Annotated in this window: 14 protein-coding genes; 2 read left to right on the top strand and 12 right to left on the bottom strand. The window is 72.0% G+C overall.

Annotation, left to right across the window (positions count from 1 at the left end; genetic code table 11):
* Positions 1-5 precede the first annotated feature (5 nt).
* Positions 6-2,486: a beta-N-acetylglucosaminidase domain-containing protein gene (locus AB0436_RS07585; protein WP_366466768.1), complete on the top strand. Its 2,481-nt coding sequence runs from the start codon at positions 6-8 to the stop codon at positions 2,484-2,486.
* Between the two features lie 103 nt (positions 2,487-2,589).
* Here the strand turns inward: AB0436_RS07585 and AB0436_RS07580 are convergent, their stop codons facing one another.
* The gene (locus AB0436_RS07580) at positions 2,590-2,745 is read right to left on the bottom strand and encodes a DUF6131 family protein (protein ID WP_365852850.1); all 156 of its coding nucleotides are present in this window, start codon (positions 2,743-2,745) and stop codon (positions 2,590-2,592) included.
* Between the two features lie 152 nt (positions 2,746-2,897).
* On the opposite strand from AB0436_RS07580, the gene AB0436_RS07575 reads away from it, so the two are divergent.
* Entirely contained in the window at positions 2,898-3,266 is a 369-nt protein-coding gene (locus AB0436_RS07575; RefSeq protein ID WP_366466767.1) for a DUF6479 family protein, read from the top strand.
* A 53-nt stretch (positions 3,267-3,319) separates the two neighbouring features.
* Here the strand turns inward: AB0436_RS07575 and AB0436_RS07570 are convergent, their stop codons facing one another.
* Genes AB0436_RS07570 through AB0436_RS07520 form a run of 11 tightly spaced genes read right to left on the bottom strand, consistent with a single transcriptional unit; the run spans position 3,320 to position 14,678 of the window.
* Positions 3,320-4,237 carry a glycosyltransferase gene (locus tag AB0436_RS07570; RefSeq protein WP_366466766.1) on the bottom strand — a complete coding sequence of 306 codons (918 nt, stop codon included), beginning with the start codon at positions 4,235-4,237 and terminating at the stop codon, positions 3,320-3,322.
* Positions 4,238-4,257: 20 nt separating this feature from the next.
* Complete coding sequence (locus AB0436_RS07565; RefSeq protein WP_366466765.1) at positions 4,258-5,199, bottom strand: glycosyltransferase; 942 nt, start codon at positions 5,197-5,199, stop codon at positions 4,258-4,260.
* A complete protein-coding gene (locus tag AB0436_RS07560) occupies positions 5,189-6,199 on the bottom strand; it encodes a glycosyltransferase family 9 protein (protein WP_366466906.1) in 1,011 nt (336 codons plus the stop codon). Before AB0436_RS07560 ends, AB0436_RS07565 begins: the two co-directional genes overlap by 11 nt.
* Before the next feature lie 35 nt (positions 6,200-6,234).
* Positions 6,235-7,683, bottom strand: coding sequence for a D-glycero-beta-D-manno-heptose 1-phosphate adenylyltransferase (gene rfaE2, locus AB0436_RS07555; RefSeq protein ID WP_366466764.1), 1,449 nt, complete (start codon positions 7,681-7,683; stop codon positions 6,235-6,237).
* Positions 7,680-8,312 (bottom strand): SIS domain-containing protein, encoded by a 633-nt coding sequence (locus AB0436_RS07550; RefSeq protein ID WP_366466763.1) that lies wholly within the window; start codon positions 8,310-8,312, stop codon positions 7,680-7,682. Before AB0436_RS07550 ends, rfaE2 begins: the two co-directional genes overlap by 4 nt.
* The gene (locus tag AB0436_RS07545) at positions 8,309-9,541 is read right to left on the bottom strand and encodes a glycosyltransferase (RefSeq protein ID WP_366466762.1); all 1,233 of its coding nucleotides are present in this window, start codon (positions 9,539-9,541) and stop codon (positions 8,309-8,311) included. The genes AB0436_RS07550 and AB0436_RS07545 overlap by 4 nt, the downstream gene beginning before the upstream one ends.
* Positions 9,538-10,500, bottom strand: coding sequence for a glycosyltransferase (locus AB0436_RS07540; protein WP_366466761.1), 963 nt, complete (start codon positions 10,498-10,500; stop codon positions 9,538-9,540). Before AB0436_RS07540 ends, AB0436_RS07545 begins: the two co-directional genes overlap by 4 nt.
* Positions 10,497-11,504 carry a glycosyltransferase family 9 protein gene (locus AB0436_RS07535; RefSeq protein ID WP_366466760.1) on the bottom strand — a complete coding sequence of 336 codons (1,008 nt, stop codon included), beginning with the start codon at positions 11,502-11,504 and terminating at the stop codon, positions 10,497-10,499. Before AB0436_RS07535 ends, AB0436_RS07540 begins: the two co-directional genes overlap by 4 nt.
* The gene (locus AB0436_RS07530) at positions 11,501-12,055 is read right to left on the bottom strand and encodes an HAD-IIIA family hydrolase (protein ID WP_366466759.1); all 555 of its coding nucleotides are present in this window, start codon (positions 12,053-12,055) and stop codon (positions 11,501-11,503) included. Before AB0436_RS07530 ends, AB0436_RS07535 begins: the two co-directional genes overlap by 4 nt.
* The gene (locus AB0436_RS07525) at positions 12,052-13,047 is read right to left on the bottom strand and encodes a glycosyltransferase (RefSeq protein WP_366466758.1); all 996 of its coding nucleotides are present in this window, start codon (positions 13,045-13,047) and stop codon (positions 12,052-12,054) included. The genes AB0436_RS07530 and AB0436_RS07525 overlap by 4 nt, the downstream gene beginning before the upstream one ends.
* Positions 13,044-14,678: a carbamoyltransferase C-terminal domain-containing protein gene (locus AB0436_RS07520; protein WP_366466757.1), complete on the bottom strand. Its 1,635-nt coding sequence runs from the start codon at positions 14,676-14,678 to the stop codon at positions 13,044-13,046. Before AB0436_RS07520 ends, AB0436_RS07525 begins: the two co-directional genes overlap by 4 nt.
* Between the last annotated feature and the right edge of the window lies 1 nt (position 14,679).

Genomic DNA, 14,679 nt, shown 5'->3' with positions numbered 1-14,679 from the left:
CGTCGATGACGGAGGACGGAGAGCTTGTGATCGAGGACGACGACTCCCGAGCGCAGCAGGAGACGTACAGCGGACGGACCGAGGCGTCGGGGGGAGGAGACCGGAGCGAGCACCGCTGGAAAGGACTCGTATGCCGCCCGCGTGCCCGACTGGCGGGCAGCAGCCTCGTCCTCGCGCTCGTAGCCGGCACGACCGTGGGCCTGCTCCCCTCGGGGTCGGCCGAGCCGCCGTCCACCGGCAAACACCTCAGCATCTCCCCCACGCCCCAGCAGGAGCAGCAGCGCCGCGACTTCGTCACCGTCACGTCAAGCGTCTCGCTGGTGACCGGACCGACGGCGGACGGACCCGCGGTACGGGCCACGGAGGCCGCACTCCGGGCGGCCGGCGCGCATCATGTGGTGCCGGCGAAGATCGGCAGTCACCTCAGCAGGGGCCGTCTGACCGTACGCGTCGGCCTCACGGGCGACTCGGGCGTGACAGCGTCGCTGCGCGACCTCGGTGTCGCCCGGTCAGGAGCCTCGCACCATGAGGGATACATCCTGGCCGCGGGCGGCGGATCGGCCCATTCCGCCGGGGAGATCGTGCTGGCGGGCAATGACGGAGCGGGAATGTACTACGCCGCCCAGTCGCTGAGCCAGCTGCTCCCGCGCCGGGAACACGCGGGCAACCGGGTGCCGGGCGTGGCCGTGCACGACTGGCCGACGACATCCACGCGCGGCGTCATCGAGGGCTTCTACGGCACGCCGTGGTCGCAGAGCAGCAGACTCGACCAGCTCGACTTCTACGGCGAGCACAAGATGAACACCTACACCTACGCGCCGAAGAACGACCCGTACCTGCGTGACAAGTGGCGGGATCCCTACCCGCGGAAGGAACTGGCCGACCTCAAGGCGTTGGTCGACAGGGCCCGGGAGCGTCATGTCGGCTTCACTTATGCCCTCTCCCCCGGGTTGTCCGCCTGCTACAGCTCGGACGCCGATCTCCGGGCGCTGACCGACAAATTCACCTCCTTGTGGAAGATCGGGGTCCGGCGCTTCGTCGTACCGCTGGACGACGTCAACTACACCCAGTGGAATTGCGCCCAGGACGAAGCGAAGTTCGGGGCGGGTGCCGCAGCCGCGGGCAGAGCCCAGTCGTATCTCCTGAACCGCGTCGACCGCGAGTTCATCGCCGGTCACGACGGGGCGGCGCCACTGCAGATGGTGCCGACCGAGTACGCCGGCGTGACCTCCACTCCCTACAAGAAGGCGATAGCCACCGATCTCGACTCCGACGTCATCGTGCAGTGGACGGGCACCGACGTGGTGTCGCCCACCGTCACCGTCGCGACGGCGGACGCCGCACGCCGCGTGTTCGGGCACCAGGTGCTGCTCTGGGACAACTACCCGGTCAACGACTACGCGACGGACCGGCTGATGCTCGGGCCCTACACCGGCCGGGAGAAGGGCCTCGGGGCCCACGTCGCCGGTATCGTCGCCAACCCGATGATCCAGCCGTCGGCATCCAAGATCGCGCTCGCCACGGTCGCCGACTTCGCCTGGAACGACGACGCGTACCACGCGGCGTCCTCCTGGTCCTCCGCCCTCGGCCGACTCGCCGGGGGAAACCGATCGGTGGCGCAAGCGTTGCGCGCGGTGGCGGACGTCACCTACGACTCCGTCCTGGACACCGGTCAGGGCCCCGACCTCAACTCGGCGATATGGAACTTCTGGCAGCGCGGCGACACCGCAGCGTTGCGCGGCGCACTGCGGGAACTGAGGACTGCGCCCGGAGTGCTGCGCGCGCACCTCGCGGACCAGCAGTTCGTCCGGGACACACAGCCGTGGCTGGATGCCGCGCAGGACTGGGCCCGGGCCGACGCGACGGCGCTCGACATGGTCGTGGCCGCGCGCCACGGACAGCTGGAAAAGGCAAGCACCCTGCGCCGGAGCCTCAGGGGACTCGTCGACCGTGCAGGCTCACACCATTACACCGACGTCGACGGCAACCGTGTTCCCGCCGTCGTCGGCGAGGGCACGCTGGACAACTTCGTGGCGGACGCCGAAGCCGCCGATGACCGGTCGCTCGGTCTGCCCCTCCCCGCGCGGGCGTCCACCAACATGCGCACTCACCAGGACCACACCCCGCTCCGTATGACGGACGGTGACGACGCCACGTGGTACTGGAACAAGTCTCCCGTGACCAAGGGGTCTTACGTGAGCCTGGACCTGCGTACCGAGCGTCCGCTGGGCCGGATCAGTCTCGACATGGGCGCCCCCGGTGCCACAGGGGACATCATCGAGCACGGCGAGCTCGAGTACTCCGCCGACGGACGGCACTGGACTCCCCTGACCGCCTTCGACAAAACGGCGGACGTGTCCTTCCAGCCCGCCGGCGGTGTCACCGCCCGCTATGTCCGGGCCCGTGCCACCGCCGACCAGGACGCACTGCTCGCCGTACGGTCCTTCGAGGTGTCCTTCGTCCCCTCGGCGTCGGCTGTTGCCTGACCCACTATGCCGCCGCAAGGCCAAGCTGCGGGTGCGATGCACGTCCGTGCGCCTGTTCACGTCCGTGCGCGCAGCTTGGCCTCGGTCGGCGGCCGATCTTTCGTCACCAGTAGTGCCTGCGTCCTCCGACCGCGCGGCCCACTGCTCCGAGCACCCACAGGACGACCCCGATCGCCAGCAGGATGATTCCGATGGTCCACAGGATGCCGAGCCCGGTCACAAGCCCGACAATGAGAAGAATGACACCGAGAGTGATCACGACGAACCTCCGATCGCGGAACGCCCTCTCTTGTTCCCTATGAAGAATACCGCTGGAATGCCGCGCCGACGCTGTGCGAACTCGCGCGCTTCAATCGGCTGAAAAACAATGAACAAGGGGATACGAACACCTCCGAAGGGCAGTCCACTGCTATGAAAACACCGGAGCTCGCTTCATCTGTCGGGTCTGTCGGGGCCGGGGCGTGGTTCTACCTCCCCCTCGGCGGACTGGTCGTCGTGGGTCTGCTGCTCGCCGCGTTCGCTTGGGGGCGCAGGGTCCGGGCCAATGAATCGCCGCCGCCCAAACCCGAGGAACAGCCGAAACTGCCGAATGGCGGGCCCGTCTACGAGACGAGCGAGTACCGGGAACCGGACGAAGTGCCCCGGGGCAAGGAACGCCTTCTCCCGCACGAGCTCAAGGACTTCGGGACGACCGGGTCCAAGCGAAGCGAGTCCCAGGATCCGCGGGAAGACGACGAGGACGAAGGAGGCGGCTTCGGCAGCGGCGGTTTCGGCGGCTGAGGCGGCTGAGGCGGCTGAGGCGGCTGAGGCGGCTGAGGCCAAGCTTGCGGGGGTCAGCCCACGTACCTTCGCGCCACGGAGACCCGCTGTGCCCGCTCAAGCAGTGCCAGTCGGGCTTCCAGCTCGGGGGGCACCGGGTCGCGCTGCCTGAGGACCCACGGCAGCCCGGCCGCCGCGCGGGCGAAGGCCCGTACGGACGCCGCGTCCCGTGGCACGGTCCGCAGGAGGTATCCGGTACGGCGCAGGGCCGGCACCAGAGGGCGGCGCAGCCAGGTGTACCAGAGTGTGTTGCGAAGTCCCACGGTGCGCCGTGCCGTGCTGTCGCGCACGGTGGACGCCGCATGGTGGATGGTCAGGCCTTCCACATAGCTCAGCCACCATCCGCGTCGCAGCAGATCCGTGGAGAGCAATTCTTCTTCGCCACCGAACCACAGCCCGGGATGGAACCCTCCGACGTCCCGGAAGGCGTCGGTCCGCAGCACCGTAGCGGCGGCCAGGAACGATCCGAGAGCCGGGCCCGGCAGCCAGTCCGGCCCGGAGAGCGGCGAATCCCGCATGTCGGCGACGACGGGATCCTCTTCGCCCGCGGGCTCCACGATGATCCTGGCGGTGACCGCCGCCAGCCGTGGCCGTTCGTCCAGCAGGTCTCCGGCTTCCCGCAGCGCCCCGGGGTCCCACCAGGTGTCGTCGTCGCAGAAGGCCACGTAGGGCGTACGCACCCGGCTCACTGCCAGGTTGCGTCCCACGGCGCCGAGATTCCGGCCGGGTCGCAGCAGCAGCACCTCGGGGAAGTTCCGCGCGACGGCATCGGCCGTGCCGTCGGCCGAGCCGTTGTCCGTGACGATCACCGGGGGCCGTTCCGGCAGGGCTTGCAACGACTTCAGGGTGCGGAGCAGCTCCTGGCAGCGGTCCTTGGTGATGACGACCACCGTGGTCCGGGTGTCCATGGGGCCCTTCATGGTTCGCTGCATTGTTCCCTCCGTTGTCGCGCTCATCGTTCGGCCGTCTCCCGTTCGAGCAGCCGCACGGCGTTCTCGACACGGACGGGAAGCGGGCGGCGTTGTTTCAGGGCGGCCGGGAGCCTGACGAGTGTTCCCCGCAGCGCGGTCGCCGCGCCGGGTTTCCGGCGGGCGGCATCAGCCGTCAGCCCGGCCGTACGGCGGAAGGCCACCGGCAGGGGTCGCCGCAGCCAGTCGGTGAGCAGCGCGTTGCGCCGCACGACGGGCGAGCGGCCGGGACGTTCACCCGGGGCCGGGTGATGATGGGCGATGACGGACGGCTCGTAGGACACGCCCCAGCCACAGGCGGTGAGGTCATAGGCCAGCAGGGTCTCCTCCGCGCCGAAGAACAGCACCCGGTGGTAGCCGCCGGCCTCGAGGAACGCGCGGCGTCGGACCACGGCGGCGCATCCCAGGAACCCCAGGACCGGACGACCGGGAAGGTCCGGCTCGCCGGGGAGGGGCGAGTCGGCCAACAGCGCGTTCAGCGGGTCCTCGGCGTTGCCCGGACCGACGAGCGTGTGTGCGGCCAGCAGTCCGAGGCGCGGGTGCCCGTCCAGCAGGTCCGCGGCGGCCCGCAGGGCGCCCGGTTCCCACCACGAGTCGTCGTCGCTGAAAGCGACGTAGCGCGTGGTGGCCTGCCGCACCGCCAGGTTCCGGCCGAGGGCCCCGGTGTTCTGTCCCGGGCTCAGCAGACGTGCCCCCGCCGGATGCGAGCGTACGGCCGCAGCGGTCGCGTCACTGGAATCGTTGTCCACGACGATGACGGGGGGCCGCTCGGGGAGCGCGGCCAGCCGGTCGAGGGTACGCAGCACGCTCTCGCGGCGGTTGCGCGTGATGACGGCGACGGTGATCCGGCTGTCGGGCCGTTGGGCGCTCGCCGCTGCGTCGTCGGTGGCCGGCCGGGCGGACCGGTCCGCGGTGTCATCGGCCATGACCGGCCGCCTCCAGGCCATCGGGGGACAATCCCGGCGAGGCCGTTCGCGTCGCGGCTGCGACGACCTGGTGCGCAGTGATCTGCAACAGCAGCGGGTCCGGCTCGGTCCCGTGCGGATCGCCGGGCGGACCGGGGTGCCAGAGGGCCACGTGACGATCGTCGGGAGGCGGCCCCCACAGATGCGGTGCGACGGGGCCGAAGAGCGTGACCGACGGGGTTCCGTGGGCGACCGCCAGATGCGCGGGGCCGGTGTCACCGCTGAGAAAGAGCGCCGCCCCGGCGACGAGCGCGGACAACTCGCCGAACGGCAGGCCGCCGCACAGCACGTCGCGGCGGTCGAGCCCCGCTCGGTCCGCGAGGTACGTGCAGAGCTCGTCCTCTCCGGGGCCGCCGGTGAGCACGACCCGGTGACCGTCCGCGCGAAGGCGTCCGACGACGTCGGCGTAACGGTCGGCGGGCCACCGCCGGGCCGCGGAGTCGGCGCCGGGGTGCACCACGACGGCGCCGGGGGCGGCCGAGGGGCCGGCCGGGCGGGGCAGGGCCACATCGTCGGGGTCGGCCGGGATGCCGTACGCGGCCAGGAAGCGGCACCAGCGGGCCCGCTCGTGTTCGTCGTCGCGCCAGCGGGGCGGGGCGTCCAGTGCCGGCTCCGGCCTGGCGTACGAGAGCAACCGGCGGGGGCGCAGTTCGGCGAGCGCGTCGTGGCTCTCGGGGCCGTTGCCGTGCAGGTCGACGGCCAGGTCCGGCGGGGGCCCCGGCCACCGGTGCAGGGAGGGCACCCCGCGGCCGGGCGCCTCGGCCGGAAACACCGTGTCGATGGTCCCGGTGGCCAGGGCGGCCTCGCGCAGTCCCGGAGGCAGGGCGAGGACGATCTCGTGCCCGGGAAAGGCCCGCCGCAGCCCGCGCAGCGCCGGCACGCCGGCCAGCAGATCTCCCAGGCCCAGCGCACGCAGCACCAGCAGACGGGGCCGCGCCGGAGCGGAGGACGCCGAAGTCAGGGGCGAGTCGGGGGACGTGGAGGTCACCGGGGCCGTCACTTCCGGAGGTTCGCGTTCGCGTGGGCGGCTCCCGGCGCCAGCGCCGCCCGTTCGGCGAGCTCGGTGGTGGAGCGTCCGTCGAGGTAGGGCAGCAGCATGACCTGGCCGCCCCAGCTCTCCACCAGCGCCGTTTCCGGCAACTGGCCCAGGGCGTAGTCCCCGCCCTTGACCCAGATGTGCGGACGCAGTCCGCGCAGCAGCCGTTCAGGGGTGTCCTCGTCGAAGACGACCACCGCATCGACGCACTCCAGTGCCCGCAGCACCCGGACCCGGTCGGCGGCGGGCACCAGGGGCCGCCCGCTTCCTTTGCGCCGTCGCACGGACGCGTCGGAGTTGACGCAGACGATGAGGCAGTCGCCGGTCCTCCTGGCTGCCTGCAGCAGCGCGACATGGCCGGCGTGCAGCAGGTCGAAGCAGCCGCCCGCCGCGACGACGGTCCCTCCGGTGGCACGGACCCGCGCCGCCACATCGGAACCGTCGGCCGCCTGTTCGCTGCCGGCCGGCTCCGGACTCGTGGATGCTTCTTCGATGACCAGGGCGCGGGCACCGCCGTTGGCCACGTACTGTGTGGCGGCCCGGACAGCGCCCTGCACGGCCGTCTCCGGCAGCACGTCATCGGCCAGCAGCCCTGCGGCGGTGGCCGCGAAGCAGTCGCCCGCACCGCAGGCATCGCCCTCGGCCTGCCATGGGGTGGGCACCAGCAGGGGCGCTTCACCGTGCGACAGCAGAGCGCCGCGCTCGCCGAGCGTCACCGCCACGGAGGTGACCCCCCAGGACCGGACCAGGGACCGGGCGTCGGCGGCTGCGCTGCGCAGCTCTCTTCCCGGGTCGTCCGCCGCGGTACGCGGTGTGTCCTGTGCCGGACGACCGTTGCCGGCGAACGCGCGCGCCTCGGCCGCGGCGGGAGTGGCCAGCCGCACCCCTCGTGCCGGCGGTCCGCCCCGCGGATGCGGGTCCCACACGACGGGTACCCGTGCGGCGGCTCCCACCAGGGCCTCGCGCAGTACGTCGGCGGTGCCGCGGCCGTAGTCGGCGACGAGAATCCCGCGGGCCGCCGCGACCGCGGAGCGTGCCTCGTCCGTCGCTGCGGTGGCCCGCCCCTCACCGTCGTCCAGCCTGAGCAGCGCCCGGCCCTGCGCCATGATGCGCGTCTTGCAGGGCAGTTCACCGGAGAGCGGCAACTCCACCAGGCGTACGCGGCCCTTCAGCAGCCGTCGCAGGGTGCTGCTGGATTCGTCGTCGCCGAGGGCCGTGATCAGGGTGACGTTTCGGCCCTCCGCGGCGGCCAGGCAGGCCGCCAGGGCAGCCCCGCCCGGCCTGGCGACCAGGCGGGCATCGCTGACGACGGGGACCGGCGCGTCGGGCGCCAGTCGTTCGGCCCGACCGGTCAGGTCGTGGTCGAGCAGCGCGTCTCCGACCACGAGCAGGGGCGTGGGGCGGTTCATGCGCTGTCCTCCTTCCGCGTGCGGTGCTCGCCGGCGGTACGCCGCTCAGCGGCTGCCGTGTTCTCCTCGATCGCCCGGTCGAACGCCTCGCAGACCATGTGTACGGCGACCAGGTGCAGTTCCTGGACGGTGGCCGACACCGGCGCGTTGACGCACAGCGCCTCGTCGCTCACCGCTTCCAGCGGATTGGGCGCCGGCCCGGTCATGGCCCACACCCGCATGCCGATGCGGTGTGCTTCGGTGGCCGCGGACAGCAGGTTGGCGCTCGCGCCGCTGGTCGACAGCAGCATCAGGACGTCGCCCGGCCGGCCGTGGGCGCAGGTCTGCCGGGCGAACACCTCCTGTACGCCGTAGTCGTTGGCGATGGCGGTGGTGGACGAGGTGTCGGCGTGCAGCGCCAGTGCGGAGAACGGCGGGCGGTCCTCGCGGTAACGGCCGACCAGTTCGGCCGTCAGGTGTTGCGCCTGCGCCGCGCTGCCGCCGTTGCCGGCGACGAGCAGTCTGGCGCCGCCGCCGAGGCGGCCGGCCAGTTGGGCGCCCCATCGCTGGACGGTCGGGCAGGACTCACGGAACTCGGTAAGCGCGTCCATCAGGTCGTCGCAGTGCTGACCGGTGGTGACGAGTTTCATCGCGTGGCCTCCGAGAGTGAGGGAACCGCGGTGACGCCGTCGTAGACGCGGGCGACGCCGTCCGCCACCCGGTCCCAGGTGTAGCGGCTCAGCACCCGTTGGCGGCCGGCCGCGCCGTAGCGTGCGAGACGCTCGGGGTCGTCGAGAAGCGAGCGGATGACTCCGCTCAGTTTCCCGTCGTCGCGAGGGGGCACCAGCGCCCCGGTCACCTGGTCCACGACGGTGTCGAGGTGGCCGCCGACCGCGGTGGCCACCACCGGGGCGCAGCAGGCCATGGCTTCGATCGGCACGATGCCGAACGGCTCGTAGCGGGGAATCGACAGGACCAGATCCGCGCTGGACATCAGCGCGGGCATCTCCGCCGGAGGTATCCCGCCGAGCAGCCGCACCCGGTCCGCCACACCGCACTCCTGCGCGATCTGGCTGAGCCGCTCGGCCTCCGGGTCGGCGAAGAGCAGGGCCGCCTCGGGGCCGCCGGCGATGAGCAGTTCGGCGTCCGGCACCTCGGCCAGGGCGCGGATGGCGCGGTCGAATCCCTTGCGCGGGACGAGACGGCCGACGGCCACCAGGCGTCGCGGTGCCCGCGGGTCCCGCGCCGCGTCGCCGACGGGTGTGAAGTGCGTGGTGTCCACGCCACAGGGAACGACCGAGATGTGGTGGCGTGGCACCCCCATGGCGGTCAGCTCCGACACCTCGTCCGCGCAGGTGGCCAGCACGCGCCGGCAGTCGCGGCCGATGCTCGCCTCGATGCCGATGCGTTCGGCGGGACTGGTGTCCTCGGCGCCCTGGTACCTCTTCTTCACCGTCCCCAGGGCGTGGTACGTCTGCACGACGGGGATACCGAGGCCCCGGGCGCCCGCCAGGGCGGCCATGCCGGACATCCAGAAGTGTGCGTGCACCACGTCGGGTGGATCGGTGCTCCAGCACCGGCCGAGGAAGTCACCGAACACCGGCATATGGACCGGCAGTTCGTCCTTCGGTACGGGGGCGGGCGGCCCGGCGGGCACGTGGACCACCTTCACGCCGTCGGGGGTGGTGACCTGAGCCGGCAGGTCGGGGTCGTCGCGGCGGGTGTACACGGTGACCTCGTGGCCGCGTCGGGCGAGATGCCCGGCGAGCTGCGCGACGTAGACGTTCTGGCCACCCGCGTCGGGGCCGCCGAGCGCGGCCAGCGGGCTGGCGTGCTCGGAGACCATGGCGACGCGGGGAGTGGAATGGGCGTACCTCATCGCGTGACCTCTTTCATCAGGTGTTCCCAGTCGTCCAGGAAGCGCCGCACCCCGTAGCGTGCTTGCGCGGCGGCTCTGGCACCCTCCCCCATGCGTTTGGCATGTCCGTGATCCGCGAGAAGTTCCCGCACGCCCTTTTCGAGGACGTCGAACCGATTGGAGACGACTCCCACTCCGTCAGGAACCGCTTCCCGGATTTCCGTGGTGTCCAGTGCCACGACCGGCATGCCGAGGAACATCGCCTCGAGCAGCGACAGCCCCAGTGACGTCCAGCGGATGGGGTGGAGGTAGAGCCGGCAACCGGCCATCGCCGGGTGGAGCTGGGCCTGGGGAAGGTCCCGGGTACGGCATCGCTCGGCCGACAGGCCCAGGTGGTCGGCCAGTTGCTCGGTCCGCATGCCGAAGACGTCGAGCGGGGTCATTTCGGCGAAGCGGGGCAACAGGTCGGTGCCGGTCGTGCGCCCCCTGCGTACCGGCTCGTTCACGACCACCGCGGCGCGCTCCTTCTCGCCGGTCCACAGCCGCCCGGGATCGATGATGCCGTGTTCCACGACGGTGGTGGGCGCCCGGCCGTTGTCCCACATCAGCCGGTTGAAGTGGGTGACGTGCACGATCGGGATGTCGTCCCGGTCGGCCAGCGGGTGCCGGGTCTCCACGGGGGTTTCGTGCGGGCTGTTGTGCTCGACGTAGACGGCGGGCACGTCGCTGCCCGGGCGCCGGCCGGTCCAGGACTCGGCGAGCTTCACTTCGTGCGGACGCTGCAGCACCATCAGGTCGATGGGTGCTGCGCGGAGCTGTTCCGGGGTGAGTTCCCGTACTGATTCCGGCCAGTCCCAGGTCCTGGCCCGCCCCAGTCCGTCCGGCCCGCGGTCCGGGGTGACGGGAACCAGATAGGTGTGCGGACCCTGGACGAAAGAGGTGATCCAGGAACCGTGCACATGCCAGATGAGGACGTTCATGCGCTCTCCTTGAGCAGTTTCTGCACAGCGCGCACCACGTCCTGAGGTGTGACCTCGTTCAGACACGGATGCCCGGGGACGGGGCAGTGCCGGGCGCGGCTGTCCGCGCAGGGTGCCCGCTGGTCGCCCAGCAGCACGCTGCGCACTCCGTACGGTCCCCAGCGGTCGGCCGGAACCACCGGGGAGAAGAGTGAGACGACGGGTGTGCCGACCGCGGCGGCCAAGTGGGCGGGCCCGGTGTTCCCACTGACCAGCACGTCGGCCGTGCGCAGAATGCCGGCCAGCTTCCTGGCGTCGGTCCTGCCGCCGAGGTTGAGTGCCACGTCGCCGCTGACCCGGCGGGTCAGCGCGGCCTCGTGCGGACCGCCGGTGACGACGACGCGAAAGCCCGCGTCGGCCAGCAGGGTCACCGCCTCGGCGCAGCGGTCCGGGCTCCAGGCGCGCGCGGGCGCGCTGGCTCCCGGGTGCACCACGACGTAGGGCCCGTTGCCGGTGAGGCCGACCGTGTCGGGTGCGGGCAGCACCCGCAGCCGGCCGTCGTCACCGGCGGCGGGTACGAAGCCCATCGCGGCGGCGGTGTCGAGTGCCGCTTCCGCCTCGTGCCGTCCGGGCAGCCGGCGGTGGCGTACGTCGAGGAGGCGGCCGGGATGGTCCACGCTGTCGGCGCCGATCCGGGGCACCTGTGCCATCCGGAGCATGAGCGCGGTCGGCAGCGGGCTCTGGTGGAAGGAGGTGAGGATGAGCGCGGTGTCGTAGGCGGCCGCCCGTACCCTGCGCACCACGGCTTCGATGTCCGCCTCGTCGACGCTCGGCGGGCTCACGCCCTCCCAGGGGGCGTCCCAGACGAGTACCTCGTCGACGCCCGGCAGCAGCCGGGCCGCGGGTTCGCCGCGCGGGCCGCACAGCATGGTCACGTGCCGCGCCCGGGCGGCGACGGCCCGGACCGCGGGCCCCGCGAGCAGGACGTCACCGAAGCTGTCCAGGCGGACGACGAGGGCTTTCACGGCTTCTCCCCCTTCTCCTCCAGCAGTTCGCGCACCGCGGTGAGGACGTCGGGCGCCGTGCGGGGTTCCGATGCGATCTCTGCGGGCAGTGTCGCCGCGTTCGGGACGAGCACCGCGTGCGCCCCGGCCGCGCGCGCGGCCGCCATGTCCGCCTCGATGTCGCCCACCACGGCACAGTCCTCGGGTGCCACACCGAGCCGCCGGGCGGCCTCGACTATCAGCCCGGGTGCGGGTTTGCGGCAGTGGCAGCCGTCGTCGGGACCGTGCGGGCAGAACACCCAGGTGCCGAGCGGACCGAGGAGCTTGTCCACCTGTTCGTTGACGCGGTGGACCTGTTCCTCGGTGAGCAGGCCGCGGCCGATGCCGGACTGGTTGCTGACCACGCCCGTCGCGACGCCCCCGGCCCGCAGCAGTGCGACGGCTTCCCGGGCGCCGGGCATGAGCCGCACCAGGGCGGGGTCTCCGTTGTACGGCACGTCCTCGATCAGCGTGCCGTCACGGTCGAACAGCACCGCGGCCACCGGGCGCCGCCGACTCGGTGCGCCGGTCATGTCACACCCCGCACGGGAGTTGCACCACGGTGCCGGATCAGTCCGGAGAGCCAGTGCCGGACGGCAAGCGGCGGGATGACGGCGCTGGTGGCGACCATGGTGGCGACCTCCCGCGCGGTACGCGGTCCCGGCGCGATCCGGGCGTGGGCGAACTCGGCGGTGCCCAGGGCCCAGAGCGCCGCCGCGGCCGCCGCGGCGTGGCGGCGGCCGACCGCCGCAAGGGCGGGTGCGGCCAGCACCGCGGCGGTCACCACGAGATGCTGGGGCAACCGGCCGCGGGGGGCTTCGGCACGGTGCCACCAGTCGCGGCCGTGCAGATGGCTCATCAGGGCGTCGTCGGCGTTCCCGCGCTGCGCACGTACGGACACCCAGGGGTCCGCGGAGCGGACCGGGTGGCAGGTGAGACGTTCGCCGACCTGCAGCGACCAGTCGGCAGCCATGACGCGCAGCGCGATGTCCGCGTCCTCCCGGAACGCCCGTACGAACCGCTCGTCGAATCCACCGACTTCCTTCAACGCGGCCGTCCGGTAGGCCATATCGGCCGTGGCCCAGGCCGCCTGCTCGAGCCCTGCCGTTCCCCGCTCCCAGTCGGTCGGCCTGCGGTCTTCGGGCAGCGGTACCCGTAGCCGGCCCTGCACGCCGCCCATACGGGCGCCGGCCGCCGCCAGGTCGTCGCGGAGCCGGGCAGCCCAGTCGGGGTACACCCGTACGTCGTCGTCGAGAAACACGACCCAGGGAGCTCCGGTGGCTCGCCACCCGGCGTTACGTGCGGCCGCCGGGCCGCGACCCCCGGTTGCGAGGACACGGACCCGGTCGTGCAGAACGCCGGCAGCGGCCGTCGACAACGCGCCGGCCGGGTCCGGGCGGTCGTCGACGACCACCACCTCCACCGGCGCGGGCCCCTCGGTGGCGGCCAGCGCGCGCAGACAGTCGGCCAGGCAGGCGCGACCGATGGTCGGGATCACCACGGCGTACGTGTCGTCGGCCGTCAAGAGAACACCTTCCCTCGTCGCACGGCGAAGGGTCCGAGTGCCAGCAGGTCGACGGGCGCCGATCCGAAACACTCCAGGGCATCGCGCGGGTCGTCGACCATGGGCCGTCCCGCGGTGTTCAGACTGGTGTTGACGACGACGGGCAGACCGGTGCGCCGCTCGAAGGCGCTGAGCATGCGTGCCACGAGGGGTTCGGTGGCGCTGTCCACCGTCTGGATCCGTGCGGTGCCGTCCACGTGGACCACAGCGGGGATGCGCGTGCGCCATTCTTCGGCCACGTGATGGACGAAGAGCATGTAGGGGCTGGGGAGCGGACCTTCGAAGAGTTCCGACGCCCGTTCGGCGCGCACCATGGGGGCGACCGGGCGGAACTCCTCACGTCCCTTGACCGCGTTGAGGCGTTCCAGGTTCTCCGCCCTGCCGGGGTGGGCCAGCAGCGAGCGGTGGCCGAGCGCCCGGGGGCCGAATTCGCTGCGTCCCTGGAACCAGGCCACCACCCCGTCCCTGCTCAGTTCCTCCGCGACGGTTTCCGCGATGTCGTCGGGCTCCTCGTAGGGGATCGCGGCGCGCTCCAGCCAGCCTCGCAACTCCTCGTCGCTCCAGCCGCGTCCGAGGGCCGCGGTCGGCATCGCCTGCACGGGTTCCTTCTCGTTGGCGACGTGCAGGGCGGCGCCCAGCGCGGTGCCGGCGTCGCCTGCCGCGGGCTGTACCCAGATGTGCTCGAAGGGGCTGTCGCGGTAGAGCCTGGTGTTGGCCACGCAGTTCAGCGCGACTCCGCCGGCCAGGGTGAGTACGTCTTCGCCGGTCCGCGCGTGCAGCCAGCGCGCCAGGTCGAGGATGACGTCTTCGAGGCACGACTGGGCGCTGGCCGCCAGGTCGGCGTGGTCCTGGGTCCAGGGGCTTCCCGGGTCCCTCGGCGGGACCAGTGAGGCCCACGGAACGGGCGCGGCCCGGAAGCCGCCGTTGCCGTCGGCGTGCACCAGCTCGGCCAGCTGCTTTTTGTAGCGCGGGGTGCCGTACGAGGCCAGTGCCATGACCTTGAACTCGTCGCTGCTGCGCAGGAACCCGAGATGCTGGGTCAGGTCCTCGTAGAACAGGCCGACGGAGTCGGGCAGGCTCTGGGTGCTGAGTACGGTCAGTTCCCGGTCGGAGTAACGTCCGGCCAGGTGGGAGCCGCATTCGCCGCGGCCGTCCAGGACCAGCACCGCGCAGTCGGGGTGCGGGGACGCCTGGCCTGCCGATGCCGCATGGGCCACGTGGTGGGCCACGAAGCGCACCTTCTCCGGAGCCAGCCCGGGCAGCGCTTCGGCAAGGAAATCCGGTGCCCGCCGGGCGTAGTCCTGACGCAGGTGGTCCCACGGGTCGTTGAGGCCCATCTGGTCGGCGGGGCGGGCGAGCGTCGGGTCGTAGGAGTAGGCCACCGCGTCCAGATCCGCGGGGGTGAGTCCGGCCTGCTCCAGGCACCAGCGGGCGGAGAGTTCGGGCAGTTCCCACGCGGAGAACGGGATCGGCCGCTTGCCGTGCTTGCGGCGGCTGAAGCGCTCCTCCTCAGCCGCCGCCACGATCCGCCCGTCGATGATCAGAGCAGCGGCGGGATCGTGGAAGAGAGCGTTGACACCAAGGACACGCATG

Origin of the sequence: Streptomyces sp. NPDC051322, assembly GCF_040689485.1 — a bacterium.
Lineage (GTDB): Bacteria > Actinomycetota > Actinomycetes > Streptomycetales > Streptomycetaceae > Streptomyces.
Note: the sequence above shows the minus strand (reverse complement) of the source record. Positions and strands in the feature narration are given on the sequence as shown.